Here is a 25496-nt window from a genome sequence, read left to right as displayed (position 1 = left end):
TGTCGCCGGTCCCGAGGGCGCAGAGACTGAGGTCGGCACAATCCGGAGTGGATCCGGACAGGGGGGGCTTGAGTGCGGAAGGTGATATCGATCAAACGATATTTATCGATTGAGCAATATCGTCTTGGCAACCGTCTACAGTTGGACAGGAGGACCGGCACAATTGCGTAACACCCCTCGCGTGTTCGCAGTGAGTCTGTCCATCGAGTTCACTCCGCGCAGGTCCATGCAACTCGCCCACGAAACGAGGCGGGTGCGGCCAGGGTGGACACCGACCACAGTAACGAGGGGGGCTTTGTGTTGAATACCAGCATTCCCTGCAACGCCGTCGCGCATCCACCGACCTTGGGCGGTATCGGGCAGGTCCGGGTAAATATTGGTGCCCGACTTGCGGCACTTTTTGGCCTTCGCACTAGTCTTATCGTGGATCGCCGTGACGGACGTCACTCCACCTGTCTACGCTATCCTTGTGCGAGACTCACGCAGGAATCCAGCGCAATATGAATGTCCTGATCGTTGATGACGAACCCCTAGCCCGCGAGCGCCTGAGCCGGATGGTCAGTGAGCTTGAGGGATACAGTGTCCTGGAGCCCAGCGCCACCAATGGCGAAGAGGCACTGAGCCTGATCGACAGCCTGAAGCCGGATATCGTCTTGCTCGATGTCCGCATGCCGGGTCTGGACGGTCTGCAGGTCGCCGGAAAATTGTGCGAACGCGAGACGCCTCCGGCGCTGGTGTTTTGCGCGGCCCCGGACGAATTCGCCTTAGAGGCCTTCGATGCCAGCGGGGTCGGGCATCTGGTCAAGCCCGTGCGCCCAGAACTGTTGCTGGAGGCGCTGAAAAAGGCCGAGAAGCCCAATCGTGTGCAGTTGGCGGCCCTGACCCGGCCGGCGGCGGAAAGCGGCAATGGCCCGCGTAGTCACATCAGCGCCCGCACCCGTAAGGGTATCGAGCTGATTCCTCTGGCTCAGGTGGTGTATTTCATTGCTGACCACAAGTATGTGACCTTGCGCCACGAAAGCGGCGAGGTGCTTCTGGATGAGCCATTGAAGGCATTGGAAGACGAATTTGGTGAGCGCTTTGTGCGTATTCACCGCAATGCGCTGGTGGCCCGAGAGCGGATCGAACGACTGCAGCGTACGCCCCTGGGACATTTCCAGCTGTACCTCAAGGGGCTCAATGGTGATGCCCTGATCGTTAGCCGACGCCATGTGGCGGGTGTGCGCAAGATGATGCAGCAGCTCTAGACCGCGACTCAAGGCCCACAAAAAGGCAAACCTGGCGTCGGGAGGGCGCTGCGTTTCTGATACAAGTCAAAGCTGCTTTGGCTGAGCTGTTATTATCTGCCGTATCTATTCAGTACGGATTGATCCATGTCCTCTCGCGAAATCCGCATCGCTACCCGCAAAAGTGCACTGGCCTTGTGGCAGGCCGAATACGTCAAAGCCCGTCTGCAAGAGGCCCATCCGGGCCTCGTCGTGACCCTGGTGCCCATGGTCAGTCGCGGTGACAAACTGCTGGACTCGCCCCTGTCGAAAATCGGCGGCAAGGGCCTGTTCGTCAAAGAGCTGGAAACCGCACTGCTGGAAAACCAGGCCGACATCGCCGTGCATTCGATGAAAGATGTGCCCATGGACTTTCCCGAAGGCCTGGGGTTGTTCTGCATCTGCGAGCGTGAAGATCCACGTGACGCCTTTGTTTCCAATACCTACGCCAGCCTTGAGCAATTGCCGGAAGGCAGCGTGGTGGGTACCTCCAGCCTGCGCCGCCAGGCTCAACTGCTGACCCGTCGGCCTGATCTGCAGATTCGTTTTCTGCGGGGCAACGTCAATACTCGGCTGGCCAAGTTGGATGCCGGTGAGTACGACGCCATTATCCTGGCCGCCGCCGGCCTGATCCGTCTGGGCTTCGAAGACCGCATCAGTTCGTCCATCAGCGTCGATGAGAGTCTGCCCGCCGGTGGCCAAGGCGCAGTCGGCATCGAGTGCCGTAGTGCCGATACTGAAATTCACGCGTTGCTGGCGCCTCTGCATCATGCCGACACAGCCAGCCGGGTGACTGCCGAGCGAGCGCTGAACAAGCATTTGAACGGTGGCTGCCAGGTTCCGATTGCCTGCTACGCGGTGCTCGAAGGCGATCAGATCTGGCTGCGTGGCCTGGTCGGCGAGCCTAGCGGTGGCCTGTTGTTGAGCGCGCAAGCGCGTGGCCCGCGAGCGTCGGCCGCTGAACTGGGGGTGAAGGTGGCAGACGACCTGCTGGCCCAGGGCGCCGATGACATCCTGCGCGCGGTCTACGGCGAGGCGGGCGAAGAGTGATCGGGTGGCGCCTGCTGCTGACCCGGCCGAGCGAGGATAGTGCTGCATTGGCAGCGACCCTGGCCGAGGTCGGTGTCTTCAGCAGCAGCCTGCCGCTACTGGAGATTCAAGCCTTGCCTGTCAGCGATTCGCAGCGGGCGATCCTGCTGGAACTGGATCGTTACTGTGCGCTGATCGTGGTCAGCAAGCCTGCCGCGCACCTTGGCCTTGGCTTGCTGCGAGCCTATTGGCCTCAGCCTCCCGCTCAAAGCTGGTTCAGTGTCGGTGCCGGTACCGGGCAGATCCTTGCGGATGCCGGTCTGCAAGTTTTCTACCCTCAAACAGGTGATGACAGCGAAGCCTTGCTTGAACTTCCCCAATTGCGCGAGGCTATCCGGCGGCCTGAGCCACGGGTGCTGATCGTCCGTGGAGAGGGCGGTCGCGAGCTGCTCTCTGAGCGCTTGCGTGACCTAGGTGCTAGTGTCGATTATCTGGAACTCTACCGCCGGTGCCTGCCGCATTACGCCAAGGATGCGCTGCTTGAGCGGATTCAGGGGGAACGCTTGAACGGCCTGGTGGTCAGCAGTGGACAGGGTTTCAGCCACTTGCAGCAGTTGGCCGGCCCAGCCTGGTCGCAGTTGGCGAAGATGCCGTTGTTTGTTCCAAGCCCCCGGGTCGCCGAAATGGCACGTGCCGCCGGGGCGGAAAAAGTTGTGGATTGTCGCGGCGCCAGTGCCGCGGCTTTGCTAACGGCGTTACGGGAGCAACCCGTGCCCGTTCTCTAAACGCAAAGGATGGATACGTGAGCGAAACAGCCTTGCCTAAAGATGAAGTGCGGCCGGTGCCTGAAGCACCTGCCGAGCCCACGACCCCAACCGTTGAGCGTCGTGGCAACGGGTTGGCGATACTGGCCCTGCTGCTGGGGGCGGCGGGTGTCGCCGCTGGCGGCTGGGGGATCTGGCAGGTGCGCAGCCTGCAAGCCAACAACCAGCAGCAACTGAGCCAGCTGCAGGCCTTGGGGGATCAGGCGCAGAGTTTCAAACTCAGTGAACAGCGCCTGAGTGCACGCCTGGAACAACTGCCGGCAGCCGATGAGCTGGAGGACCGGCGGCGGCTGGTGGCCCAGTTGCAAGGTGATCAGCAGCGCTTGAGTCAGCGCTTGGAAACCGTGCTCGGCGCCAGCCGCAAGGACTGGCGCCTGGCCGAGGCCGAGCATCTGCTGCGTCTGGCCAGTCTGCGTCTGTCTGCACTGCAAGACATCAGCAGTGCTCAGGCACTGGTCCAGGGCGCAGACGATATCCTGCGGGAGCAGAACGACCCGGGCTCTTTCGCTGCACGCGAGCAATTGGCCAAGAGCCTGGCGGCTCTGCGCAGTACCGAGCAACCAGATCGCACCGGCCTGTTCCTGCAACTGGGAGCCCTGCGTGATCAGGTCCTTGAGCTCAGCGCCGTGGCTCCGGAGTACAAGGACCGCGGCGAGTCACTGCTGGGGCTGACCGCCGACGGTGACGGCGCGAGCCGCTGGGCGCAGTGGTGGGATCAGATCTCCCGCTATTTCCGCATCGATTTCAATGCCGACAAGAACATCCGTCCGTTGCTGGCCGGCCAGGGGCTGACTCAGGTACGCCTGGCCCTGAGCCTGACGTTGGAGCAGGCACAGTGGGCTGCCTTGAATGGTCAGGCGGCGGTCTATACCCAGGCACTGACCGAGGCACGTGATGTACTGACCAGCAACTTCAATCAGGACAATCCGCAAAGCAAGATCATGCTTGAGCGCTTGTCCGAACTGAGCAAGCAGCCCGTGACCGTTGTCACCCCGGATCTGGCCAAGACCCTGAGCACGGTCCAGGCCTATCTCGAGCGGCGCAATCTGAACGCTGAAGATTCAGTCAAGCCTCTGGCCAAACCTGCGGCGAACACCGCCCAGGAGACGAGCCCATGAAGCGCGTCTATGTGATCGTTCTACTGCTCATCGCAGCCATCGGCCTGTTGGGGTTGGCCATTGCCGAGCATCCCGGGTACGTGCTGATCGCCTACAGCAACTTCCGCTACGAATCGAGTCTGTGGGCAACCCTGGCCCTGGTGGCGCTGATCTGGTTGGTGATCTGGGGCATCAAGCTGCTGATCGAATTGGTGATGGTCTCTGGTGGTGTGGTCAATCCCTGGTCGCGGCGCAATCGGAGTCGCCGGGTACAAATCGCCATCGAGCAGGGCCAGATGGACCTTGCCGAAGGTCGTTGGGCCAGCGCGCAAAAACACCTGCACCGTGCTGCAGAGGCCGAACGTCAACCACTGTTGTATTACCTCGGTGCGGCCCGCGCCGCCAACGAGCAAGGCCACTATGAGGAGTGCGACCAGTTGTTGGAGCGGGCGCTGACTCGCCAGCCCCAGGCCGAGTTGGCGGTGGCCTTGAGTCATGCCCAGTTGCAGACCGACCGCGGTGATACCGAAGGTGCCCTGAGTACCCTGCAAGCGATGCATGAGCGCCATCCCCATAGCGTTCAGGTCCTGCGCCAGTTGCAGCGCCTGCATCAACAGCGTGGTGACTGGTCGGCGCTGATCCGTTTGCTGCCCGAGTTGCGCAAGGACAAGGCCCTGCCGGCCAGCGAGTTGCAGGAGCTGGAGCGTCGCGCCTGGGGTGAGAACCTGACCTTGGCGGCGCGGCGCGAAGAGGATCAGGTGGCAGCCCTGCAGTCTCTCAATCGAGCCTGGCAGCAACTGACTTCGGCCCAACGCCAGGAGCCACAGCTGGTGCTGGCCTACGCCGAACAACTGCGTCAGCTGGGGGCGGGAGCCGAGGCTGAAGAGGCCCTGCGCACAGCCCTCAAGCGCAAATATGAAAGCCACCTGGCACGGCTTTACGGATTGGTGCGCGGCAGCGATCCATCACGCCAGTTGCAGACTGCCGAGCATTGGTTGAAGGAGCATGCGGACGACCCGAGTTTGCTGCTGACCCTGGGCCGTCTGTGTCTGCAGAACAGCCTGTGGGGCAAGGCCCGGGACTACCTGGAAAGCAGCCTGCGACTGCAGCGCAATCCTGAAGCCTGTGCCGAGCTGGCTCGTTTGCTGGCGCAGTTGGGCGATACCGAGCGCAGCAACCAGCTGTTCCAGGAAGGCCTGGGAATGCTCGACGAGCGCCTGCTGGCGTCACCGTTGCCGGTTCCGGTACGGATCTGAAGCGTCTTCAGGGCCGGTTGCCGGTTGCAGGCAACCGGCCTGTTTTTGTTTGGGGTTGATGGCTCATTCACGGTTGATTGTCGATCCGCTGCGGCATAGCGCTTCTTGAAAGGAGCGAGCGCTTTCTCTACCGTGGCTGCCTGTTTCTCTCCGTTACGGATATCTCATGTCGCTGGCCGGCTCTCGCTTGCTGTTCTCCCTGGTGTTCCTGGTGGGGGCTTTTGCCTCGTGGGCGGCGTTCAACCTGCAATCCGGTGGTAGCCTGGAATCCTGCACCTTGTGGGGCGTGCAACGCTTGCTGCTGATGATGTTCGCTGGCGTCAATCTACTGGCTGTGGTGCAGGGGCCGGGGCGCATGGGACGAGCTGTCTACTGGGCGCTCAACCTGATACTGGGCCTGTTCGGGGTGATCACTGCCGGGCGTCATGTGTTGTTGCAGAACATTCCTTCCGAGCAACTCCTGGCCTGCCTGCCGGACATGCCGTTCATGTTGCGCAACCTGTCCTGGTGGCAGGCACTGCAATTGACCTTCGTGGGGACATCGGACTGCGCGGAGGTCACCTGGACCCTGCTCGACATGAGTCTGCCGGAGTGGAGCCTGCTGTTTTTCGTGATCATGCTGATCTTCAGCGGCTACCGTCTGCTGCGCCTGTTTCGAGCCACTCGCAAGGCTGCAGCGTTGCCCTGAGTCATGGTTTGGTGGGAGGGCGCGGATTAAACGCTTGTATGAACTTTATCTCCTGCGTACCTTGATGCTGTTGTCGAGCGGGCATAATCTGGCCCGCACGCGTCACTGGAATTATGTTGCTCGATGCTGTTGCGCCTGACCGGATCCAGAGTCTCCAGAAGGGGGGCGGCGGGCAAGCGGCATGACCCATAAGGGAAGAGAGATCACCATGCTCGAAAGTTGTCAGAATGCTCAGGAACGCTGGGGTGGAGTGCATCTGCTGATCGACCGCTGGTTGCAGGAGCGTCACGAACTGGTTCGAGCCTATGATGCGTTGGGTGCCGAGCCCGAAGCCCTGAGCGAGAGCAAGAAATCGCTGCAGGAATTCTGCGGGATTCTGGTGGACTACGTTTCCGCCGGTCATTTTGAAATCTACGAGCAGCTCACCAGCGAGGCCAAGGCCTTTGGCGACAAGCGCGGGCTTGAGCTGGCCGATACCCTCTATCCGCGTATTGATGTGATCACTGAAAAGCTCCTGGCGTTCAACGACCTGTGTGATGCGGGTCAGTGTGTGGCGCAGAAGTTCAAGGAACTGGGCGGCCTGTTGCACGAACGCTTCGAACTGGAAGATTGCCTGATCGAAGTGCTGCATAACGCCCACAAGCAGGACGTGGTGGCTCAGGCCTGAAAACAGGGCGGAGCAATACGAGAACGGCACGCCTTGGCGTGCCGTTTTTCGTTCCTGTGCCTTAGTCAGCAACGCCCAGCAGTTCGATCTCGAATACCAGGGGGGTGTAAGGCGCGATCAGGTCGCCTGCGCCTTCGGTGCCGTAGGCCTGATTCGAAGGAATCACCAGTCGCCATTTGGCGCCGGTGGGCATCTGCGACAAGGCGCTGCGCCAGCCTTCGATCACGCTGTCCAGGCGAAACCACTGCGGTTGCTGGGTCTGGTCGAACACGGTGCCATCGGGCAGGCGTCCGGTGTAGCGCACCTGGACTGAACCGTTGGGGCTGGCCTTGTTGCCACTGCCAGGTGCCAGCTCGGTCAGGAGAATGCCATCGGCCAGTTGGCGCACGCCGGGCTTGGCCTTTTCCTGGTCGAGAAAACGTCGTTCGTTTTCCAGGGCCGCTTCAGTTTTCGACTTGCTCGACTGGTCGCTGATCCGTGCATCGTGCTGAGCCAGGATCTGTTCGATGCGTTCGGTTTTTAGGGCCAGTGGCTTGCCTTGATAAGCGGCTTTCAAACCCTCGACCAATGCCTGGATCTGCAGATCGGGCACTTCGTCACGCAGTCGTTCACCGAGGCTTGCGCCCAGGCTGTAGGCAAGGTCGTGAGCGTCATTGGGCGGCGCTTCGGCAGCAGCCTGAGCCAGTGGCAAGAACAGGCTCAGGGATAAAAACAGGTAACGCGACATGGGCACTCTCCGGCCTGAGTAGCGGTGGATTATGCCAGCGACAAAGCACGGGTTGGTGAGCAACTTCGATGACGGCGAAGAACATTTTCAATCCGCTGCAACGCCGGGCTTTCGATACTGTCAACATGCCCTAGCGGCGGTAGCAGCAGAGGTCTAGTATGAGCCGCAACTCACGTCAGCCAGGAGGTAAACCATGTCGGCCAATAAGAAGCCTGTAAATACTCCGTTGCATTTGCTCCAACAGCTGTCGGGCAGCCTGCTCGAACATTTGGAAAACGCTTGTTCCCAAGCCTTGGCTGATGCTGAAAAACTGCTCGCCAAGCTGGAAAAACAACGGGGTAAAGCGCAGGAAAAACTGCACAAATCGCGCACCAAATTGCAGGACGCTGCGGCGGCCGGCAAGGCCAAGGCACAAGCCAAGGCCAAGACCGCGGTGAAAGAACTCGAAGACTTGCTGGACGCATTGAAAGAGCGCCAGGCACAAACCCGCAGCTACATTCTGCAACTCAAGCGCGATGCCCAGGAAAGCCTGAAACTGGCTCAAGGCGTTGGTCGTGTGAAGGAAGCAGTAGCCAAGGCATTGAGCACTCGTGATGCCAAGCCGGTAGCTGTCGCGGCGAAGAAACCAGCGGCCAAGCCTGCAGCTAAAGCACCTGCCAAATCTGCCGCCAAACCAGTGGCGAAAAAAGCGGCTGCCAGCGCAGCTAAACCCGCGGCGAGCAAACCCGCAGCGGCTAAACCTGCCGCCAAGCCTGCGCCTGCAAAACCTGTTGCCGCCAAGACCGCTGCCGCCAAGCCAGCAGCCAAAGCCGCCGCAGCCAAGCCTGCCGCCGCCAAGCCAGTGGCCAAACCTGCCGCCAAATCTGTAGCAGCCAAACCTGCCGCTAAACCAGCAGCCAAGCCTGCGGCCAAACCCGCAGCGGCTAAAACAGCTGCCGCTAAACCTGTCGCAGCCAAACCCGCAGCCAAACCTGCCGCCGCAAAAGCGCCGGCCAAACCTGCTGCCAAACCCGCCAGCAAACCTGCAGTAGCTGCCAAGCCAGCAGCATCGTCGGCTGCTAAACCAGCAGCCAAGCCTGCGGCCAAACCGGCTGCGAAAAAGCCGGCGGCCAAGCCTGCAGCAGCCAAACCTGCTGTGGTCAAACCCGCCACCCCGGCCGCCAAGCCAGCTGCTCCAGCACCGGCTGCGGCCAAGCCAGCTGCACCCGCGCCAGCAGCCTCGCCAGCAGCGGCTGCGAGCACAGCTCCTGCCGCTCCCGCTCCGGTAACTGCCGGTACTCCTTCCAGCGCTTCTTAAGCGCCGGTCGCCGCGACGCGCAGCACCTGCAGCGCGTCGCGGTTGCGTTCGGCGGCTTCGGCCGCCAATCCTTCAAGCCAGTCTTCCAGGCTCTTCGCTTGAACCTCCGGCCATTCCCTTACCCGCTCCTGCAAACGCAACAGCAATTGCCGTTCGGCTTCCAGTTCCAGGGTCTTGACCTGTTCGCGCAAGGCACTCAACTCAAGGTCTTCGCGGGCCGCATCGCGCCAGCCAATGCGCAAGTCGCGCAAAGGTTGAACCACGTCCCGGTGCCAAGGCGCCGCGAGCTCTTTCAACTGCTCCAGGCGCTGGCTATCGCAGCGGACGCCTCGCTGGCCAAGCCAGGCTCCACAGAGCAGCAGGCAGACATTGGCACCTTCGTCCTGTAGTTGCAGGCAGGCTTCCTGCACGCCGGGAAGGGCATAAATGGTCAGGGAAAAATTCCACAGGTCAGAGGACATAGTGCTACTCGCGCCAGTTGCGAGCGAAGCTGGTAGACTCCGCCGCCATTATGATTCGACTTCAGAACCTGACTTTACAGCGTGGCCCGCAACGTCTGCTAGAAGACGCCGAGCTGACCCTGCACGCCGGCCAGAAAGCCGGCCTGATCGGTGCCAACGGCGCCGGCAAATCCAGCCTGTTCGCCTTGCTGCGCGGCGAGCTGCATCCGGATTCGGGTGACTGCTTCCTGCCCGCCGATTGGCGCATTGCCCACATGCGTCAGGAGGTCGACACCCTCGAGCGCCTGGCCGTGGACTATGTGCTCGACGGCGACCTGCGTCTGCGCCAGGTGCAGCGTGAACTGGCCGCCGCCGAAGCGGCCCATGACGGTGGCGCGCAAGCGCGCCTGCACGCCGAGCTGGACAGCGCCGACGGCTACACCGCTGACGCGAGGGCGCGCAAGCTGCTGGCCGGACTGGGCTTCACCAACGAACAGATGGACCGCCAGGTCGGCGACTTCTCCGGGGGCTGGCGGATGCGCCTGAACCTGGCCCAGGCGCTGATGTGCCCGTCGGACCTCTTGTTGCTCGACGAACCCACCAACCACTTGGACCTCGATGCCATCATCTGGCTCGAAGACTGGCTCAAGGGTTATCCCGGCACCTTGCTGTTGATCTCCCACGATCGGGATTTCCTCGATGCCGTGGTGGATCACGTGGCTCACGTCGACCAGCGCAAGATCACCCTCTATCGCGGTGGCTACAGCGCCTTTGAGCGGGCCCGTGCCGAGCGGCTGGCCCAGCAACAGCAGGCCTACGAGAAGCAGCAGGCGCAACGGGCGCACATGGAAAGCTACATTGCCCGCTTCAAGGCCCAGGCCACCAAGGCTCGCCAGGCCCAGAGCCGGATCAAGGCCCTGGAACGGATGGAAGAGCTGTCGGCGGCCCATGTGGACTCGCCGTTCGACTTCACCTTCCGCGAGTCGACGAAGATCTCCAGCCCGCTGATCGACCTCTCTGATGCCCGTCTGGGGTATGGCGAGCGCACGATCCTGGAGAAGGTCAAGCTGCAACTGACGCCGGGCGCACGGATCGGTCTGCTGGGCCCTAACGGCGCCGGCAAGTCGACCCTGATCAAGAACCTCTCCGGTGAGCTGCAGCCGTTGTCCGGCCGTCTGACCCGGGGCGAGAACACTGTGGTGGGCTACTTTGCCCAGCATCAGCTTGACTCCCTGGATTCCAAGGCCAGCCCCTTGTTGCACCTGCAGCGGCTGGCGCCCACCGAGCGCGAGCAGACCCTGCGCGACTTCCTCGGCGGTTTCGACTTCCGCGGCGCGCGGATCGACGAGCCGGTGCTGAATTTCTCCGGCGGTGAAAAGGCTCGCCTGGCCCTGGCCCTGATCGCCTGGGAGCGGCCGAACCTGTTGCTGCTCGACGAACCCACCAACCACCTGGACCTGGAGATGCGCCTGGCCCTGACCATGGCCCTGCAAGAGTTCAGCGGCGCGGTATTGGTGGTCTCCCACGATCGCCATCTGCTCAAGAGTACCACGGACAACTTCTTCCTGGTGGCCGACGGCAAGGTCGAGGAGTTCGACGGCGACCTGGATGACTACACCCGTTGGCTGGTGGACTACCGCCAGCGCAATGCCCCGGTCAGCAACACGCCGGTCAACCCGGACAAGACCGACAAGAAAGCCCAGCGCCAGGCCGCGGCTGCTTTGCGTCAGCAGTTGGCACCGCACAAGCGCGAGGCCGACAAGTTGGAAGCCGAACTGGGCAAGGTCCATGAGCGCCTGGCCAAGATCGAGACCAGCCTGGGCGACAGCGGTCTTTACGAAGCGGCGCGCAAGGACGAGCTGCGGGACCTGTTGGCTGAGCAAGCCAAGCTCAAGACCCGCGAGTCCGAACTGGAAGAGGCCTGGATGGAAGCCCTGGAGTTGCTGGAAAGCATGCAGGCAGAACTCGAGGCACTGTCCTGATGGAAGCGTTGCAACTGCCATTGCCGGCGCAGTGGGTCGCTCCGTTGTGGGTGGGCGTGCAGATCCTGCTGATTCTCCTGGCGGGCTATCTGGCCCAGCGTTTTGTCGCCCGTTGCCTGACCCGTCTGGGCGAGCGTTACCCGTTCCCGCCGCAGTTGCTGATGCCCCTGCGCGGCGGTCTGCGCTGGCTGATCATGGGCAGCGCGGTGATCTTCGTCCTGGAGCGCCTGGGGGTTTCCGCCACGGTGTTGTGGACCGCCCTGTCCGGCTTTGTCGCCGTGGCGGCGGTGGCCTTCTTCGCCATGTGGAGTGTGCTCTCCAACCTGCTGTGCGCGATCCTGATCTTCACCGTTGGCCCCTTCCGCCTGGGTGACGTGGTGGAGTTGGTGGACACCGTCGACAAGCCTGGCGTCAAGGGCCGGGTCGTGGCGATCAACCTGCTGTACACCACCCTGATCGAGTCCGAAGAAGCCGGCACCGGCAGCGCCATGGTCCAGGTGCCCAACAGCCTGTTCTTCCAGCGCTCGGTGCGTCGCTGGCGCGGCAGCGATGTGCTGCCGGTAGGAACTGGCGAAAAGTAATCCCTTCCTCTGTAGCCGCTGCCGCAGGCTGCGAACGGCTGCGCAGCTATTGCCCCTGGTCCTGCGGACCTATCGCAGCCTGCGGCAGCGGCTACAGGGCCGTGCATCACCTTTGGGCGAAAAAAATATAGTCAGCCGCCGGTCGGAGGATTAGCTTAGGCAGTCACGACCAATCCGATCCGAGGTGTGCGATGGTGCTTGAAACATGGCTGGCGTTCTTTGCCGCCAGTTGGGTAATCAGTCTTTCTCCGGGAGCCGGCGCCATTGCGTCGATGTCCTGTGGCTTGCAATACGGTTTCTGGCGCGGTTACTGGAACGCCCTGGGCCTGCAACTGGGCCTGGCCCTGCAGATTGCCATTGTCGCCGCCGGTGTTGGCGCCATCCTTGCCGCATCTGCCACCGCCTTCTATGCAATCAAGTGGTTTGGTGTGGCCTACCTGGTGTACCTGGCGGTCAAGCAATGGCGCGCGCTGCCCAGCGATCTCAGCGATGACGCGGCCATCCGTCCCCTTGGCAAGCCTCTGGCCCTGGTGTTTCGCGGCTTCCTGGTGAACATCAGCAACCCCAAGGCCTTGGTGTTCATGCTGGCAGTACTGCCGCAGTTCATCGACCCCCATGCGCCGCTGGTCCAGCAGTACCTGATTCTCGGCGCCACCATGATCGTGGTCGACCTGATCGTCATGGCCGGCTACACCGGGCTGGCGTCCAGGGTCCTGCGCTTGCTGCGTACCCCGGTCCAGCAGCGGCGGATGAACCGTACCTTCGCCGGTTTGTTCCTCGGCGCCGCGGGCTTCCTGGCGACCATTCGCAAAGCCGCGGCCTAAGTTATCCAGAGACAAAAAAAGGCGACCCCACGGGTCGCCTTTTTCGTTTGCGTACGGCTTAGCGCAGGATTACCGGCGCTGTGTCCGGCGGCAGGTTGTTGCGCATCGGCGCTTGCCCCGGTTGCTCGTAGCCACCGCGACCCAACTGCTCGGCCATCTGCCGGGTAACGTCTTCGCCCAGGGCCTTGGAGACTTCGCGTACCACCCGTGGCCGGTTCAGCGAGACACGGATGTCGCGGCTGTTCACCAGCTTGGTGTCCTGGCCTTCGCCCATGGCGGTGAACGCCGAGGTGATCTCGAAGGTGCGGGTGTTGATCAGGCTGAAGTCCGCCACCAGGGTCAGGCCCAGTACCGCCGAGTAGCTGTTGGTATTGGCCAGCTCGTTGATGTCCTGGGTGAAGTCGATGTCCGACACCGTGCCGAACAGCACGTAGTCGGCACCCTTGAAGTTGCCCGCCTTGATGCGCTTGATGATGTCGTAGACGTTGGTCTTGGACGCGTCGGTGTGGGGCGAACCCTGCACCAGCTGGAACATCCCGGACTTGAGAATGCCGCCCTTGATATCACCGGTGAACTTGCGCAGTTCGCCTTCTTCGATGTAGCTGGTGCTGGCTTCCAGTTCGTTGTAGCTGGCCGAACCGCTGGAGCTGTAGTAGCCCTCGCGGTAGTTCTGCTGGGCCGAAACCACGTGAATGTATTCCTGCACACGTTCCTGGTAGGCCAGGTCCATGACTGCAACTTTCGGGGCCGCCTGGGCGCTGAACGCACAGGCCAGGGCCAGGATGCCAATCCATGCACGCATTGTTTAGCGCTCCGTGGTCTTGCGGATCTCTTTCTCGTCCATCCACTCGGCCAGACCGCTCTCGACGTCGATCAGTTGCAGGCTGAATTTGTAGAAGACGTCCTTGTAGTCGCTGCTGCGCTTGACGATGGAGCTGATGGAGCCTTCAAGACGGTATTTGGCGGCGACCATGTTGCCAGTCTTGGCCACGGTGGATTTCTTGTACAGGCCGCTCTGGTTCTGCAGCTTGAGCTGGTCGACCTGGCTCTGCATGGCGGTGTTGTCGCTGGCGAAGCGGGCGGTGCCGGACTTCATCAGCTGGGTCTTGATCGAGGTGGTGATCTCGCGGGTGTCGATGTACTCGCTGGTCTTGTTCTTCACATCGTAGACCTGCACCACCGGGCGACCCTGGAGGATGCCGGACTGGGCCAGGGAGCGGGTCATGGATTCGGCGATCATCTGCAGGTCGGTGGAACCGAACTCGTTGGTCACCAGTTCCACGGCCTTGCTGTCGCCGTAGCTGATGTTCTTGCCGCCCAGGACCGGGGAGTTATTGGCGCAGCCGCTGGCCAGCAGGGCGACCACGGCGAGGAAGGAAAAGCGTGCAAACATGGAAGTGCTCTCTTGATCGGGTTCAGGAACGGCTTATTGGGTTTTGACTTCCAGGCGGAAGTCAGTGGCCTTGGGCACCGGCGCGATGGCCGGCAAGAAGGTGGCCTGGGCCGCGTACAGGTTGAAGACTTTCCAGCTTTCTTCATCGGCAACCGGGAAACCGTCGTCACCCAGCCAGACAAAGCGGTAGTACATGGTCATGTTGGTGTGGCTGGTGTTGTTCAGTGCCACCTTGACCGTCAGGAAGCCGTTTTCACGGGCGACCCGCATCGCGCCGATGGCGATGTTGTTGAACTTGTTCATCACCACCACCTTGCTCGCGGCGCTGCCGGGAGCAGGAGGTGGCGGGGTGGCGCAACCGGCCAGAAGGGCCAGTGCGGCAACAGCGAGGAGTTTCAGGCGCATGGAGGGCTCCGCTTAAGGACGTTGGTTGCTGGCCATGTTCTGGCCGGCGTTGTTCGGGATGACATGGGCGGCCAGGCCGCTGCTGAACACCTGGTTGCCCACCACGCGCAGGGCGATCACCTGATAGCGCTGATCAACCTTGACCTGCACTTGAGTGCCGCCCTGGGCGTTAGGCAGGCTGAGGCTGTGCTCGCCCTGCTTGAGACGCAGGCGGGCGACCTGGGTGTTGTCCGGCAGGGTGCGCCAGGTGCGGGTATCGGCCCCTTCGGTCACCGCCGAAGCCAGGCCCACGGCCAAGCCGGCCAGGGGATTGACCTCGTTGAGGTTCTTTTGCGCCACGCCACGGGTCACTGCACGCACGGTGGTGCGCAGGATGATCCCCGGCATGTCGTCACGCAGGGCGCGGCGGGACATGGCGGTGGTGCTGTTGAGCAGGGTCAGGTTCTGCTGCTGACCATCGATGCCGATCTGGGTGAAGGTCTGGGTCGAGGTATCGGCCTTGATCACCGGGAACGACAGTGGGGTGATGACCAGGTTGCCGTTGATCGGCAGCGGTAGGGGAATGCGCACCGAGTCCCGTGCTGGGGCCAGGCCGCTTTGCACCACGATCAGCACGTCGCTCTCATCGGCCGCCAGGGCCGCTACCACCGGAGCCTTGACCGGAGCCTTGGCTGCCGTCTTGCGTTTGGACTTGGCCGAGGATTTGCCCGGGGCTTCGACTTTCACCGGTTCCACGGGGGCGTCCAGGTTCAGCAGGGCCTGTTCCAGCAAGGGCGTGTTGGGACGCAGTTCCGCAGCCTTGCGGTAGCCGGGAGCCGCCAGGTCCTTTTCGCCCAGGGCTTCATAGACGAAGCCGGCCAGGTAGTGGCTGAACGCACTCTGGTAGCTGTTCTTCAGGTTGACCACATCGGGAGCATCAAGGGCTTCCACGGGATAGCCCTTGAGGTCCTTATACTCGGTTTTAACCCCTTGCTTCTCGGCTTCGTCCTCGCGCTTGAGGTATTCCTTGTCCCGCAGTTCGGCGATCACCGCTTCGCGTTCGTGGGTCTTCTTGATCGCCATGCGGGCGCCGTCGAAGTCGTTGCTGGCCAGCAGGTTCATGGCCATCTGGGTCGTCAGCATGACCTTTTCGTAGTCATAGCCTTCGTAGCGACGGACTTTGTCGTTGACCAGGAAACTGCCGAACTGGGCCAGGTACTTGTCGGTGTCGAGCTTGACCGAGTCTTCCCAGTTGCCCACGACCTGATCGGCATGGCCCCAGGCGGCCTGGCTGCCATTGAGGTCGCCCTTGGCCCGCAGCAACTCGCCCTTTTCGAAGTAATAGAGCAGGTCCTTGTCTTCACCCTTGTTGTTTTTTTCCAGCAGGGTCAGGGCGGCATCTAAGTTGCCGGCACGCAGTTGCTGGTTGGTTTCCTGAAGCTCGTTGTCGTAGCTGCGAAAGGCCGAACAGCCTGCGAGCAGGGTGACTGCGCCGAGCGCAATCGAGGTGAGGACGCGGGATGCCATGGGTACTTCTTCTTCCCTGAATGAGACAGCCTGGCGTGCGGGTCGGGCTGGACGAACCCATTGGCAGGAACTGCGGCTACGCTGCCAATTCCTCATAAAAAGAGGAGCTTAAATGCCGTCTTGCTATAAAGAGGGCGCGGCATTATAAACGTGGATTCTGGCGCTGTAATGGCTTTTTAACTTCAATTTGATTGGTGTTTGCCACTATGTGAGCGGCTGCTCATTGGTGGTCGAACCAGGCCGCCAGCGGGTTCTTTTCCAGGGTCGCGGGGGCGATGACGAACAGCTGATCGCCCACGCGCCGCAGGCTGATGACTTGGTAGCGCTGGTCCAGCTTGAAGCGCAGTTCGCCGGTCTTGCCCAGGGTCAGTCGGTGTTGGCCTTTTTTCAGGCGCAGGCGAGTCACCTGGGTGGTGTCGGACAGGCGCTGGTCGGCGCAAGTGTTGCAACAGGCGGATAAGCCTTGAGTGAAACTCATTGGGAGTGAACAATATGTTACTTCGTATTTCCATTTGAGATTCGTTCATGACTGGCCCTTCCCGTTTACTGGCATTGCTGGTGCTGCCGCTGCTCGCGCTCTGCAGCTTCAACCTGCTGGCCGATACCGTCGATGGCGCGCCCAAGGCCCTGCATCTGCTGGATTACATTGGCGCCGATTACCCGCCCACGGTTGAAGCCGGCAAGGTCATCGATGAGTCCGAATACCGCGAGCAGGTGGAGTTTCTCGGGGTCCTGCAGGGGCTGATCGCCGACCTGCCGGCCAAGCCGGAGAAAGCCGAGCTGGAGCAGGGCATCGTCAGCTTGCGCAAGGCGGTGGACGATCGCGTCGAGGGCAGCCAAGTGGCACGCCTGGCGCGGCAGATGGGGGCCAAGCTGGCGGTGGCCTATGAGGTCAGCCAGGCGCCGGTCATCACCCCGGACCCTGCTCGCGGTGCGCCGCTGTATGCCCAGCATTGCTCGGTCTGCCATGGGGAGAAAGGCGCAGGCGATGGTCCGGCAGGTGTGGGCATGACCCCGCCGCCGGCCAATCTGCGGGATGCCGAGCGCCTTGATCGCCTGAGCCTGTACGCGGTCTACAACACCCTGGGGCTGGGGGTCGAAGGCACCGACATGCCGGCCTTCGCCGATCAGTTGGATGACCGGCAGCGCTGGGACCTGGCCACCTACATCGCCGGGTTCAGCGCCGATCCTGCGGCGGCCAAGGGCGAGCAGAGCTTCAATCTGGCCGACCTGGCCCGGCAGACGCCTGCTGAAGTGCTGGCTGCTCAGGGGCCGCAGGCAGCGGCCACTTTCCGTGCCCAGCGGGCCCAGCCGCCTCAGGTCAAGCGTGGCCCGGCGCAGTTGCTGGACTACACCGCTTCGACCCTGGACAAGAGTCTCGCGGCCTATCGCAACGGCGAGCATGAGCAAGCCTACGATCTTTCGGTAGCGGCTTACCTGGAAGGTTTCGAACTGGTGGAAAGCTCCCTGGACAACGTCGATGCCACGGTGCGCAAGGACACGGAGAAGGCCCTGATGGCCTACCGGCAGTCGTTGCAGGACGGATTGCCGGTGGCCCAGGCCGAACAGCGCCTGGACGCCGCCAAGGCCAAGCTCAAGGCGTCCGCCGAGTTGTTGGGTGGCGACAGCCTGAGCTGGTCCCTGAGTTTTATCTCCGGTTTGCTGATCCTCCTGCGCGAAGGCCTGGAAGCCATTCTGGTGCTGGCGGCGATCCTTGCGTTCCTGCGTAATACCGGCCAGCAATCGGCGGTGCGCAGTGTCAACGTCGGCTGGGGCCTGGCGCTGTTGGCCGGCCTGGCCACCTGGGCCCTGGCGGCTTATGTGATCGACGTCAGCGGTTCCCAGCGGGAGCTGCTGGAGGGTGCCACGGCGTTGTTCGCCAGTGTCATGGTGCTGTGGCTCGGGGTATGGATGCACGATCGTCGGCATGCGGCGGCCTGGCAGGATTACATCAAGAGCAGCCTGGTGGGCGGCGGCGGGCGTTTCGGTTTTGCCGTGCTGGCGTTCTTCTCGGTGTACCGCGAGCTGTTCGAGGTGATCCTGTTCTACGAGACCCTGTGGCTGCAGGCAGGCCCAGCCGGGCATAACGCGGTCATGGCTGGTGGTGCCACCGCTCTGGTGTTGCTGGTGGGCCTGGCGTGGGTGATCCTGCGGGGCTCGGCCAAGCTGCCTCTGGCGCTGTTCTTCGGCATCAACGCGGCGCTGCTGTGTGCCTTGTCGGTGGTATTTGCCGGGCACGGGGTCAAGGCCTTGCAGGAAGCGGGCATCTTCGGCACCCGGCCAGTAGCCTTCTTCGATTTCGACTGGCTGGGCATTCATGCCGATGCCTACTCGCTGGGGGCTCAGGCTGTGGCGATCCTGGCGATCGTGGTGCTGTACAGTCGCAGCCGCATGAGTGAGAAGCAGCGACTGCGCGCGTCTTGAGTCGACAGCGTCGCTGATCGCGGGCGAGCCCGCTCCTGCGGGGGCTGGCTTGCCCGTTTTGCATTTTGTGAGGAGAACATCAATGCGTGTCTGGATCGATGCCGACGCTTGCCCCAAGGCGGCCAAGGATCAGGTGGTGCGCTTTGCCTTGAAGCGCCAGTTCGAGGTGGTGCTGGTGGCCGGGCAAGCGCAGATCAAGCCGGCTTTCGCCTGCGTCAAACTGATTGTGGTGCCCAGTGGCCCGGATGCTGCCGACGATTATCTGGTGGAGCATGCCGTGCCCGGTGAGCTGGTGATCTGCAGTGATGTGCCCTTGGCCGACCGCTTGGTGAAAAAGGGTGTGTCGGCCCTGGACCCGCGTGGCAAGGAGTTCGATGCGCAGAACATGGGGGAGCGCCTGGCGGTGCGTAATCTGTTCACCGATCTGCGGGAGCAGGGGCAGGTCAGTGGCGGACAGGCGCCTTATGGCGAGCGGGAGAAGCAGGCCTTCGCCAATGCTCTGGACCGGATTCTGACCCGGCTGGCGCGTCAGGCCTGAAGGAGGAACCAGCGGCTCCTCCTGAAGCGGGGTGTCAGGGAGTCACTACTCGCCTTCGTGGGTCAGTTCCAGCACCCGGTCTACCAGCTTGTTGATCCCGGAGGCGGCTTCGCTGATGGATTGCGCCAGCATATAGGCCGGGGTGCTCACCAGTTTGCGCGCTTTGTCTTCGACGATGTCGCCTACTGCGCATTCGGTGTGGCTGGCGCCCATTTTGCCCAGGGCCGCTGCGGTATCGGCATCGTTGCCGATGGTGCAGGTCACGCCAGGACCATAGATCTTCGCCGCCAGGGCCGGAGCGATGCACATCAGGCCCACCGGTTTGCCCGCTTCGGCAAAGGCTTCGGCCAGAGCCAGGACGTCCGCCTGGACTGTGCAGGCCGCGCCTTCGGTGGCAAAGCTGGAGAGGTTCTTGGCTGCCCCGAAACCGCCGGGCACGATCAGCGCGTCGAAGTCTTCGACATTGGCCTCGCGCAGGTCCTTGACCTGGCCACGAGCAATGCGCGCCGATTCCACCAGCACGTTGCGGGTCTCGGGCATGGCTTCGCCGGTCAGATGGTTGAGCACATGCATCTGCGGGATGTTCGGGGCAAAGCACTGCACCTGGGCGCCGCGCTGGTCGAGGCGCAGCAGGGTCATCACGCTTTCGTGGATCTCGGCACCGTCGAACACGCCGCAACCGGAAAGGATCACTGCAACTTTTTTGCTCATGGTTTTTCTCCTGGTTCAGGGTGCTGACAGCATGCCAATGACCGGCGAGTTACTCCACTGGTGTCGTCGAAGCCTTGGCCTTGGCCTGTTCGGCGTCATAGATCTGCTTGGCCAGACGGGCGTTCTTGAAGCGTCGGCGCAGCCACAGGCCGAAACCCAGTACCAGCAACGCGCCCAGCACCCACAGTTCGTACTTCTTGATGCTGCCGAGCATGCCTTCCATGACCGCGCCGAAATGGTAGGCGGCCTGGGCCAGGGCCACGGCCCAGACGGCCGCGCCGATGCCATTGAGCAGCAGGTAGCGGCCCGGCGGATAGCCTGACAGACCAATGGCCACTGGCATCACGGTGCGCAGGCCATAGACGAAGCGGAAGCTCAGCACCCAGATATCCGGATGCTTGCGGATATGCTCCAGCGCCCGATCGCCCATCATTTGCCAGCGCGGTTTGCGCGCCAGCAACTTGCGGCCATGCTTGCGCCCCAGGAAGTACCACAGCTGGTCACCGGCGTAGCTGCCGAAGAAGGCAACCACCATCACCAGGTTGATATCCATGTATCCGCGGAACGCTAGAAACCCGGCTAGAACCAGAATGGTTTCGCCTTCGAAAAACGTACCGAGAAAGAGGGCGAAATAGCCGAAATCCTGAAGAAATTGTTGGAGCATTGTCTGGATGCTGGCGAAATGAACGCGCAGCCTACCCCTTCGACGACGTTGGGGAAAGTATCGAAATGTGTCTCGACGTGAACAATTGGGCCAATGACAATGAGTGTTGCTGTCGGTCAACAGCTTGAGCACAACTGTCATCTGTTCGTCATAATGCCCGCTTATAACTGTCACGCTCGCCCGCCAGCGCGGGCCCTGGAGTCCGCCGTGAGCTTTACCCCTGCCAGCCGCCTGTTCCCTGCCACTCGTCTGCGGCGTAACCGCCGTGATGATTTCTCGCGCCGTCTGGTGCGCGAAAACCGGCTGAGCGTGGACGACCTGATCCTGCCGGTGTTTGTGCTCGACGGTGAGAATCGCCGTGAGGCGGTGGCTTCGATGCCGGGCGTGGAGCGCTTGACCATCGACCTGTTGCTGGAAGAGGCGGCGCATTGGGTCGAGCTGGGGATTCCGGCCCTGGCGCTGTTCCCGGTGACGCCGGCCGGGCTCAAGTCCCTGGATGCGGCCGAGGCCTGGAACCCTGAAGGGATTGCCCAGCGTGCCACCCGCGCCTTGCGCGAGCGCTTCCCGGCGCTGGGCGTCATCACCGATGTGGCCCTGGACCCGTTCACCACCCATGGCCAGGACGGCATCCTCGACGAACAGGGTTATGTACAGAACGACATCACCGTCGATGCCCTGGTGCGTCAGGCCCTGTCCCACGCCGAGGCCGGCGCCCAGGTGGTGGCGCCGTCGGACATGATGGACGGGCGGGTCCAGGCGATCCGCGAAGCCCTGGAGCTGGCGGGGCACGTCAACGTGCGGATCATGGCCTACTCGGCCAAGTACGCCAGCGCCTATTACGGCCCCTTCCGCGATGCGGTGGGTTCGGCGCTGAACCTGGGCAAGGCCGACAAGGCCTCGTACCAGATGGACCCGGCCAATGGTGACGAAGCCCTGCATGAAGTGGCGGCGGACCTGGCGGAAGGGGCGGACATGGTCATGGTCAAGCCGGGCATGCCGTACCTGGATATCCTTTTTCGGGTCAAGGATGAATTCAAGGTGCCGACCTTTGTCTATCAGGTCAGCGGCGAATACGCCATGCACATGGCGGCGATCCAGAATGGCTGGTTGGGTGAAGGGGTTATTCTTGAATCCCTGACCGCTTTTAAACGTGCAGGTGCTGATGGCATCCTGACTTACTTTGCCGTTCGTGCTGCTCAATTGTTACGAGAGCAAAAATAGCCCTCCCAGGAACACGCGATGAATACTGAAGGACTCTCAGAAGTTGCCGTAAAAGACGCTCAGCCGGTGGTCGAGCCAGTGGTTGAAACCTCGCCGGAGCTCGAGCCCGTGCCCGTAGTGGCCGAGGCGCAACCGACGCCGGCCATTGTCATCCCCAACCTGGATGACAGCAGCCTGTACATTCACCGCGAACTCTCGCAACTGCAGTTCAATATCCGCGTGCTGGAACAGGCGCTGGACGAATCCTACCCGCTGCTGGAACGCCTGAAGTTCCTGCTGATCTTCTCCAGCAACCTGGACGAGTTCTTCGAGATCCGTGTCGCGGGCCTGAAGAAGCAGATCACCTTTGCCCGGGAACAGGCCGGTGCCGACGGCCTGCAACCGCACCAGGCCCTGGCCCGCATCAGCGAGCTGGTGCATGGTCATGTCGATCGCCAGTACGCGATCCTCAACGACATTCTGCTGCCGGAACTGGAGAAGCATCAGATTCGCTTCATCCGTCGTCGTCACTGGACCACCAAGCTCAAGACCTGGGTCCGGCGCTTCTTCCGCGACGAGATCGCGCCAATCATCACCCCCATCGGCCTCGACCCGACGCACCCGTTCCCGCTGCTGGTGAACAAGAGCCTGAACTTCATCGTCGAGCTGGAAGGCATCGATGCCTTCGGTCGCGATTCGGGCCTTGCGATCATCCCGGCGCCGCGTCTGTTGCCGCGCATCATCAAGGTTCCGGAAGAAGTCGGCGGCCCTGGCGACAACTATGTGTTCCTTTCGTCGATGATCCACGCCCACGCCGATGACCTGTTCCAGGGCATGAAGGTCAAAGGCTGCTATCAATTCCGCCTGACCCGTAACGCCGACCTGGCGGTGGACACCGAGGACGTCGAAGACCTGGCCCGCGCTCTGCGCGGCGAGTTGTTCTCCCGTCGCTACGGTGACGCGGTGCGTCTGGAAGTGGCCGACACCTGTCCGAAACATCTGTCGGACTACCTGCTCAAGCAGTTCAACCTGCACGAGACCGAGCTCTATCAGGTCAACGGTCCGGTGAACCTGACGCGGCTGTTCAGCATCACCGGCCTGGACAGTCATCCGGAGCTGCAATACACCCCGTTCACCCCGCAGATCCCCAAGCTGCTGCAGAACAGCGAGAACATCTTCAGCGTCATCAGCAAGCAGGACATCCTGCTGCTGCACCCGTTTGAGTCCTTCACCCCGGTGGTCGACCTGCTGCGCCAGGCCGCCAAGGACCCGCATGTGCTGGCGGTGCGCCAGACCCTGTACCGCAGTGGCGCCAACTCGGAGATCGTCGACGCCCTGGTGGACGCGGCGCGCAACGGCAAGGAAGTCACCGCGGTGATCGAACTTCGCGCGCGGTTTGACGAAGAGTCCAACCTGCAGATGGCCAGCCGCCTGCAAGCGGCCGGCGCGGTGGTGATCTACGGCGTGGTGGGCTTCAAGACCCACGCCAAGATGATGCTGATCCTGCGTCGCGAGGCCGGCGAGATCGTGCGTTATGCGCACCTGGGCACTGGTAACTACCACGCGGCCAACGCCCGCCTGTACACCGACTACAGCCTGCTGACCTCCGACGACGCCTTGTGCGAAGACGTCGGCAAGCTGTTCAGTCAGCTGATCGGCATGGGCAAGACCCTGCGTATGAAGAAACTGCTGCATGCGCCGTTCACCCTGAAAAAGGGCATGCTCGACATGATCGCCCGGGAGACCCAGTTCGCCCTGGACGGCAAGCCGGCGCACATCATCGCCAAGTTCAACTCGCTGACCGATCCGAAAATCATCCGCGCGCTGTACAAGGCCAGCCAGTCCGGTGTGCGCATCGATCTGGTGGTGCGCGGCATGTGCTGCCTGCGTCCGGGGATTGCCGGGGTGTCGCACAACATCCATGTGCGCTCCATCATCGGCCGCTTCCTGGAGCACACTCGGGTGTTCTACTTCCTCAACGGCGGCGAGGAGCAGATGTTCCTTTCCAGTGCCGACTGGATGGAGCGCAACCTCGACAAGCGGGTCGAGACTTGCTTCCCGGTGGAAGGCAAGAAGCTGATCCTGCGGGTCAAGAAAGAGCTGGAGAGTTATCTCACCGACAACACCCACAGCTGGAGCCTGCAGTCCGACGGTCGTTACATCCGCAATACGCCGACCGGCAACCAGAACCCGCGCAGTGCCCAGGCGACTTTGCTGGAGCGTCTCGGCAGCCCGGTGTTGCCAGTGCGCTAAGCGCCACAGGCGCCGTAGACAAAAAGGCCAGCCCGTTTACCGGGCTGGCCTTTTTTATTGGCTTGCGTTGGGTGTTTGGTAGGAGCTGGCTTGCCAGCGAAAGCCCCGGCAAGAGCGATTCAGGGCTTGGGGCCTGTTCAGGTCTCAGCGGACGTTGAGCACGATGCCGACCCGGGTCAGCCATTCGGCTTCGAGGGCGAAGTCGGCCTGGGTCAGCTGGTTTTCATCCAGCCAGTTTTCCGGGAACTCCACATCCAGATGGTCGCCTTCGGCGCTCAGGCTCACCTGAGGCATCTGCTGGGTGCCACGGATGTGGTGGAACAGGATGGCAAAGCGCAGCAGTACGCACAGGCGGATCAGCTTGATGCCGTCATCGCCGAACTCGGCGAATTTCTCCTTGGGAATGTTGCGGCGGTGGCCGCGCACCAGCAGCGCCAGCATCTGCTGGTCTTCTCGGGAGAAGCCGGCCAGGTCCGAGTGCTCGATCAGGTAGGCGCCATGCTTGTGGTAGTGGTAGTGAGCGATATCCAGCCCCACTTCGTGGACCTTGGCGGCCCAGCCCAGCAGCTCGCGCCAGACACCGTCCTCCAGGTCCCAGTCCGCCGCCACCTGGTCGAAGGCGCGCAGGGCCTTGCCTTCGACTCGCGAGGCTTGTTCCAGATCCACGTGGTAGCGCTCCATCAGCGAGCTGAGGGTACGTTCACGGACGTCTTCGTGATGATGGCGGCCCAGCAGGTCGTAGAGCACGCCTTCACGCAGGGCGCCTTCGCAGTGGTCCATGCGCTGCAGTTCCAGGGCGTCGAAGATGGCTTCGAGAATCGCCAGGCCCGCCGGGAAGATCGCCCGCCGATCGGGCTTGATGCCTTCGAAGTCGATTTTCTCGGCATCCCCCAGCTTGAACAGCTTGCGCTTGAGCCAGGCCAGGCCTTCGGCGTTGACCTCGCCACTGCCCTGGCCGCCGGCCTTGAGGGCCAGACCGATGGCGCGGATGGTTCCGGAAGAGCCGATGGCTTCGTCCCAGGTCAGGCGATGCAGGGCATGTTCGATGCTCATGATCTCCAGCCGCGCGGCGGTGTAGGCCTGGGCGTAGCGGGCCGGGGTGATCTTGCCATCGCGGAAATAGCGCTGGGTGAAGCTGACACAGCCCATCTGCAGGCTTTCCCGCAGCAGGGGCTCGAAGCGCTGACCGATGATGAACTCGGTACTGCCGCCACCGATGTCGGCCACCAGGCGCTTGCCCGGGGTGTCGGCGAGGGTGTGGGACACCCCGAGGTAGATCAGTCGGGCCTCTTCACGGCCGGAGATGACCTCCACCGGGTGGCCGAGGATCTCCTCGGCGCGGCGAATGAACTCGCCACGGTTGCGGGCTTCACGCAGGGCGTTGGTGCCGACGATGCGTACGGTGCCCGGCGGCATGCCGTTGATCAGTTGGGCGAAGCGCTTGAGGCAGTCGAGCCCGCGCTGCATGGATTCTTCGTTGAGCTGGCGTTCTTCGTTGATTCCGGCGGCCAGTTGAACCTTTTCACCGAGCCGCTCGAGAATGCGGATTTCACCGTTCCGGGCCTTGGCCACGACCATGTGAAAGCTGTTGGAGCCCAGATCGATCGCGGCGATCAGGGACAGATTCTTGGCTTGGGATTGGGGCATGGTTGGGGGTCTCGGTCGATAACCTCGCCATCCTGCCACGATCAACGGCTCGCGCCAACGCGCAGTGTCCAATGCGTT

25 protein-coding genes are annotated in these 25496 nt (G+C 62.3%); 15 read left to right on the top strand and 10 right to left on the bottom strand.

What is annotated here, in order from left to right; translation table 11 throughout:
* The first annotated feature begins 500 nt into the window (after nt 1–500).
* The 7 genes from WIN67_RS29810 (at nt 501) to rsd (ending at nt 6826) form a co-directional block, all read left to right on the top strand.
* A complete protein-coding gene (locus WIN67_RS29810; RefSeq protein WP_102862223.1) occupies nt 501–1247 on the top strand; it encodes a LytR/AlgR family response regulator transcription factor in 747 nt (248 codons plus the stop codon).
* 126 nt (nt 1248–1373) lie between these two features.
* Nucleotides 1374–2315 (top strand): hydroxymethylbilane synthase, encoded by a 942-nt coding sequence (gene hemC, locus WIN67_RS29805; RefSeq protein WP_102881262.1) that lies wholly within the window; start codon nt 1374–1376, stop codon nt 2313–2315.
* Nucleotides 2312–3079 carry a uroporphyrinogen-III synthase gene (locus WIN67_RS29800; RefSeq protein ID WP_207166745.1) on the top strand — a complete coding sequence of 256 codons (768 nt, stop codon included), beginning with the start codon at nt 2312–2314 and terminating at the stop codon, nt 3077–3079. The genes hemC and WIN67_RS29800 overlap by 4 nt, the downstream gene beginning before the upstream one ends.
* 17 nt (nt 3080–3096) lie before the next feature.
* Entirely contained in the window at nt 3097–4236 is a 1140-nt protein-coding gene (locus tag WIN67_RS29795; RefSeq protein ID WP_170002945.1) for a uroporphyrinogen-III C-methyltransferase, read from the top strand.
* Complete coding sequence (locus tag WIN67_RS29790; RefSeq protein ID WP_110652920.1) at nt 4233–5471, top strand: heme biosynthesis protein HemY; 1239 nt, start codon at nt 4233–4235, stop codon at nt 5469–5471. The genes WIN67_RS29795 and WIN67_RS29790 overlap by 4 nt, the downstream gene beginning before the upstream one ends.
* A gap of 166 nt (nt 5472–5637) precedes the next feature.
* Entirely contained in the window at nt 5638–6159 is a 522-nt protein-coding gene (locus tag WIN67_RS29785; RefSeq protein ID WP_170002947.1) for a disulfide bond formation protein B, read from the top strand.
* Nucleotides 6160–6367: 208 nt separating this feature from the next.
* Entirely contained in the window at nt 6368–6826 is a 459-nt protein-coding gene (gene rsd, locus WIN67_RS29780; RefSeq protein ID WP_273907604.1) for a sigma D regulator, read from the top strand.
* Nucleotides 6827–6887: 61 nt separating this feature from the next.
* On the opposite strand, the gene WIN67_RS29775 is transcribed toward rsd, so the two are convergent.
* Entirely contained in the window at nt 6888–7553 is a 666-nt protein-coding gene (locus WIN67_RS29775; RefSeq protein WP_102881257.1) for an FKBP-type peptidyl-prolyl cis-trans isomerase, read from the bottom strand.
* Between the two features lie 193 nt (nt 7554–7746).
* Here WIN67_RS29775 and WIN67_RS29770 point away from each other — a divergent pair, with 193 nt between their 5' ends.
* Entirely contained in the window at nt 7747–8850 is a 1104-nt protein-coding gene (locus WIN67_RS29770; RefSeq protein ID WP_339070404.1) for an AlgP family protein, read from the top strand.
* Here WIN67_RS29770 and WIN67_RS29765 read toward each other — a convergent pair.
* A complete protein-coding gene (locus WIN67_RS29765; protein WP_339070403.1) occupies nt 8847–9311 on the bottom strand; it encodes a TIGR02444 family protein in 465 nt (154 codons plus the stop codon). The two genes, WIN67_RS29770 and WIN67_RS29765, sit on opposite strands and share 4 nt — an antisense overlap.
* Before the next feature lie 50 nt (nt 9312–9361).
* Between WIN67_RS29765 and WIN67_RS29760 the strand changes: the two genes are divergently transcribed.
* The 3 genes from WIN67_RS29760 to WIN67_RS29750 all read left to right on the top strand — a co-directional run bounded on the left by WIN67_RS29760 (nt 9362) and on the right by WIN67_RS29750 (nt 12677).
* Nucleotides 9362–11272 (top strand): ATP-binding cassette domain-containing protein, encoded by a 1911-nt coding sequence (locus WIN67_RS29760; RefSeq protein WP_110594248.1) that lies wholly within the window; start codon nt 9362–9364, stop codon nt 11270–11272.
* Complete coding sequence (locus WIN67_RS29755; protein ID WP_102881254.1) at nt 11272–11853, top strand: mechanosensitive ion channel family protein; 582 nt, start codon at nt 11272–11274, stop codon at nt 11851–11853. Before WIN67_RS29760 ends, WIN67_RS29755 begins: the two co-directional genes overlap by 1 nt.
* A 191-nt stretch (nt 11854–12044) precedes the next feature.
* Nucleotides 12045–12677 (top strand): LysE family transporter, encoded by a 633-nt coding sequence (locus WIN67_RS29750; RefSeq protein ID WP_102881253.1) that lies wholly within the window; start codon nt 12045–12047, stop codon nt 12675–12677.
* Between the two features lie 58 nt (nt 12678–12735).
* Here WIN67_RS29750 and WIN67_RS29745 read toward each other — a convergent pair whose 3' ends face one another.
* The 5 genes from WIN67_RS29745 to WIN67_RS29725 form a co-directional block, all read right to left on the bottom strand.
* Complete coding sequence (locus WIN67_RS29745) at nt 12736–13479, bottom strand: penicillin-binding protein activator LpoB (RefSeq protein WP_102881252.1); 744 nt, start codon at nt 13477–13479, stop codon at nt 12736–12738.
* Nucleotides 13480–13482: 3 nt separating this feature from the next.
* The gene (lpoB, locus tag WIN67_RS29740; protein ID WP_060841666.1) at nt 13483–14070 is read right to left on the bottom strand and encodes a penicillin-binding protein activator LpoB; all 588 of its coding nucleotides are present in this window, start codon (nt 14068–14070) and stop codon (nt 13483–13485) included.
* A 33-nt stretch (nt 14071–14103) separates the two neighbouring features.
* Nucleotides 14104–14475, bottom strand: coding sequence for a YcfL family protein (locus WIN67_RS29735; protein ID WP_060841665.1), 372 nt, complete (start codon nt 14473–14475; stop codon nt 14104–14106).
* A 12-nt stretch (nt 14476–14487) separates the two neighbouring features.
* The gene (locus WIN67_RS29730; protein ID WP_110594250.1) at nt 14488–15981 is read right to left on the bottom strand and encodes a COG3014 family protein; all 1494 of its coding nucleotides are present in this window, start codon (nt 15979–15981) and stop codon (nt 14488–14490) included.
* 220 nt (nt 15982–16201) lie between these two features.
* Nucleotides 16202–16459 carry a hypothetical protein gene (locus WIN67_RS29725; protein WP_170002960.1) on the bottom strand — a complete coding sequence of 86 codons (258 nt, stop codon included), beginning with the start codon at nt 16457–16459 and terminating at the stop codon, nt 16202–16204.
* 47 nt (nt 16460–16506) lie between these two features.
* Here WIN67_RS29725 and WIN67_RS29720 point away from each other — a divergent pair, with 47 nt between their 5' ends.
* Nucleotides 16507–18405 carry a cytochrome c/FTR1 family iron permease gene (locus WIN67_RS29720; protein WP_110652925.1) on the top strand — a complete coding sequence of 633 codons (1899 nt, stop codon included), beginning with the start codon at nt 16507–16509 and terminating at the stop codon, nt 18403–18405.
* Between the two features lie 82 nt (nt 18406–18487).
* On the top strand, nt 18488–18943 hold the full coding sequence (locus WIN67_RS29715; protein ID WP_102881247.1) for a YaiI/YqxD family protein: 456 nt from the start codon (nt 18488–18490) through the stop codon (nt 18941–18943).
* A 45-nt stretch (nt 18944–18988) separates the two neighbouring features.
* On the opposite strand, the gene elbB is transcribed toward WIN67_RS29715, so the two are convergent.
* Entirely contained in the window at nt 18989–19654 is a 666-nt protein-coding gene (elbB, locus tag WIN67_RS29710; RefSeq protein ID WP_339070402.1) for an isoprenoid biosynthesis glyoxalase ElbB, read from the bottom strand.
* A gap of 49 nt (nt 19655–19703) precedes the next feature.
* On the bottom strand, nt 19704–20318 hold the full coding sequence (locus WIN67_RS29705) for a DedA family protein (protein WP_339070401.1): 615 nt from the start codon (nt 20316–20318) through the stop codon (nt 19704–19706).
* 207 nt (nt 20319–20525) lie between these two features.
* Here WIN67_RS29705 and hemB point away from each other — a divergent pair, with 207 nt between their 5' ends.
* Together hemB and ppk1 are read left to right on the top strand one after the other, a co-directional pair.
* Nucleotides 20526–21539, top strand: a complete 1014-nt coding sequence (hemB, locus tag WIN67_RS29700; RefSeq protein WP_060841658.1) for a porphobilinogen synthase — start codon at nt 20526–20528, stop codon at nt 21537–21539.
* Between the two features lie 18 nt (nt 21540–21557).
* Nucleotides 21558–23771, top strand: coding sequence for a polyphosphate kinase 1 (ppk1, locus tag WIN67_RS29695; protein WP_102881246.1), 2214 nt, complete (start codon nt 21558–21560; stop codon nt 23769–23771).
* 144 nt (nt 23772–23915) lie between these two features.
* Here the strand turns inward: ppk1 and ppx are convergent, their stop codons facing one another.
* On the bottom strand, nt 23916–25418 hold the full coding sequence (gene ppx / locus WIN67_RS29690) for an exopolyphosphatase (protein WP_102881245.1): 1503 nt from the start codon (nt 25416–25418) through the stop codon (nt 23916–23918).
* Between the last annotated feature and the right edge of the window lie 78 nt (nt 25419–25496).

It is taken from the genome of Pseudomonas idahonensis, assembly GCF_037903935.1.
Classification (GTDB): domain Bacteria; phylum Pseudomonadota; class Gammaproteobacteria; order Pseudomonadales; family Pseudomonadaceae; genus Aquipseudomonas; species Aquipseudomonas danubii.
This window is presented reverse-complemented; position numbering and strand designations above follow the sequence as displayed.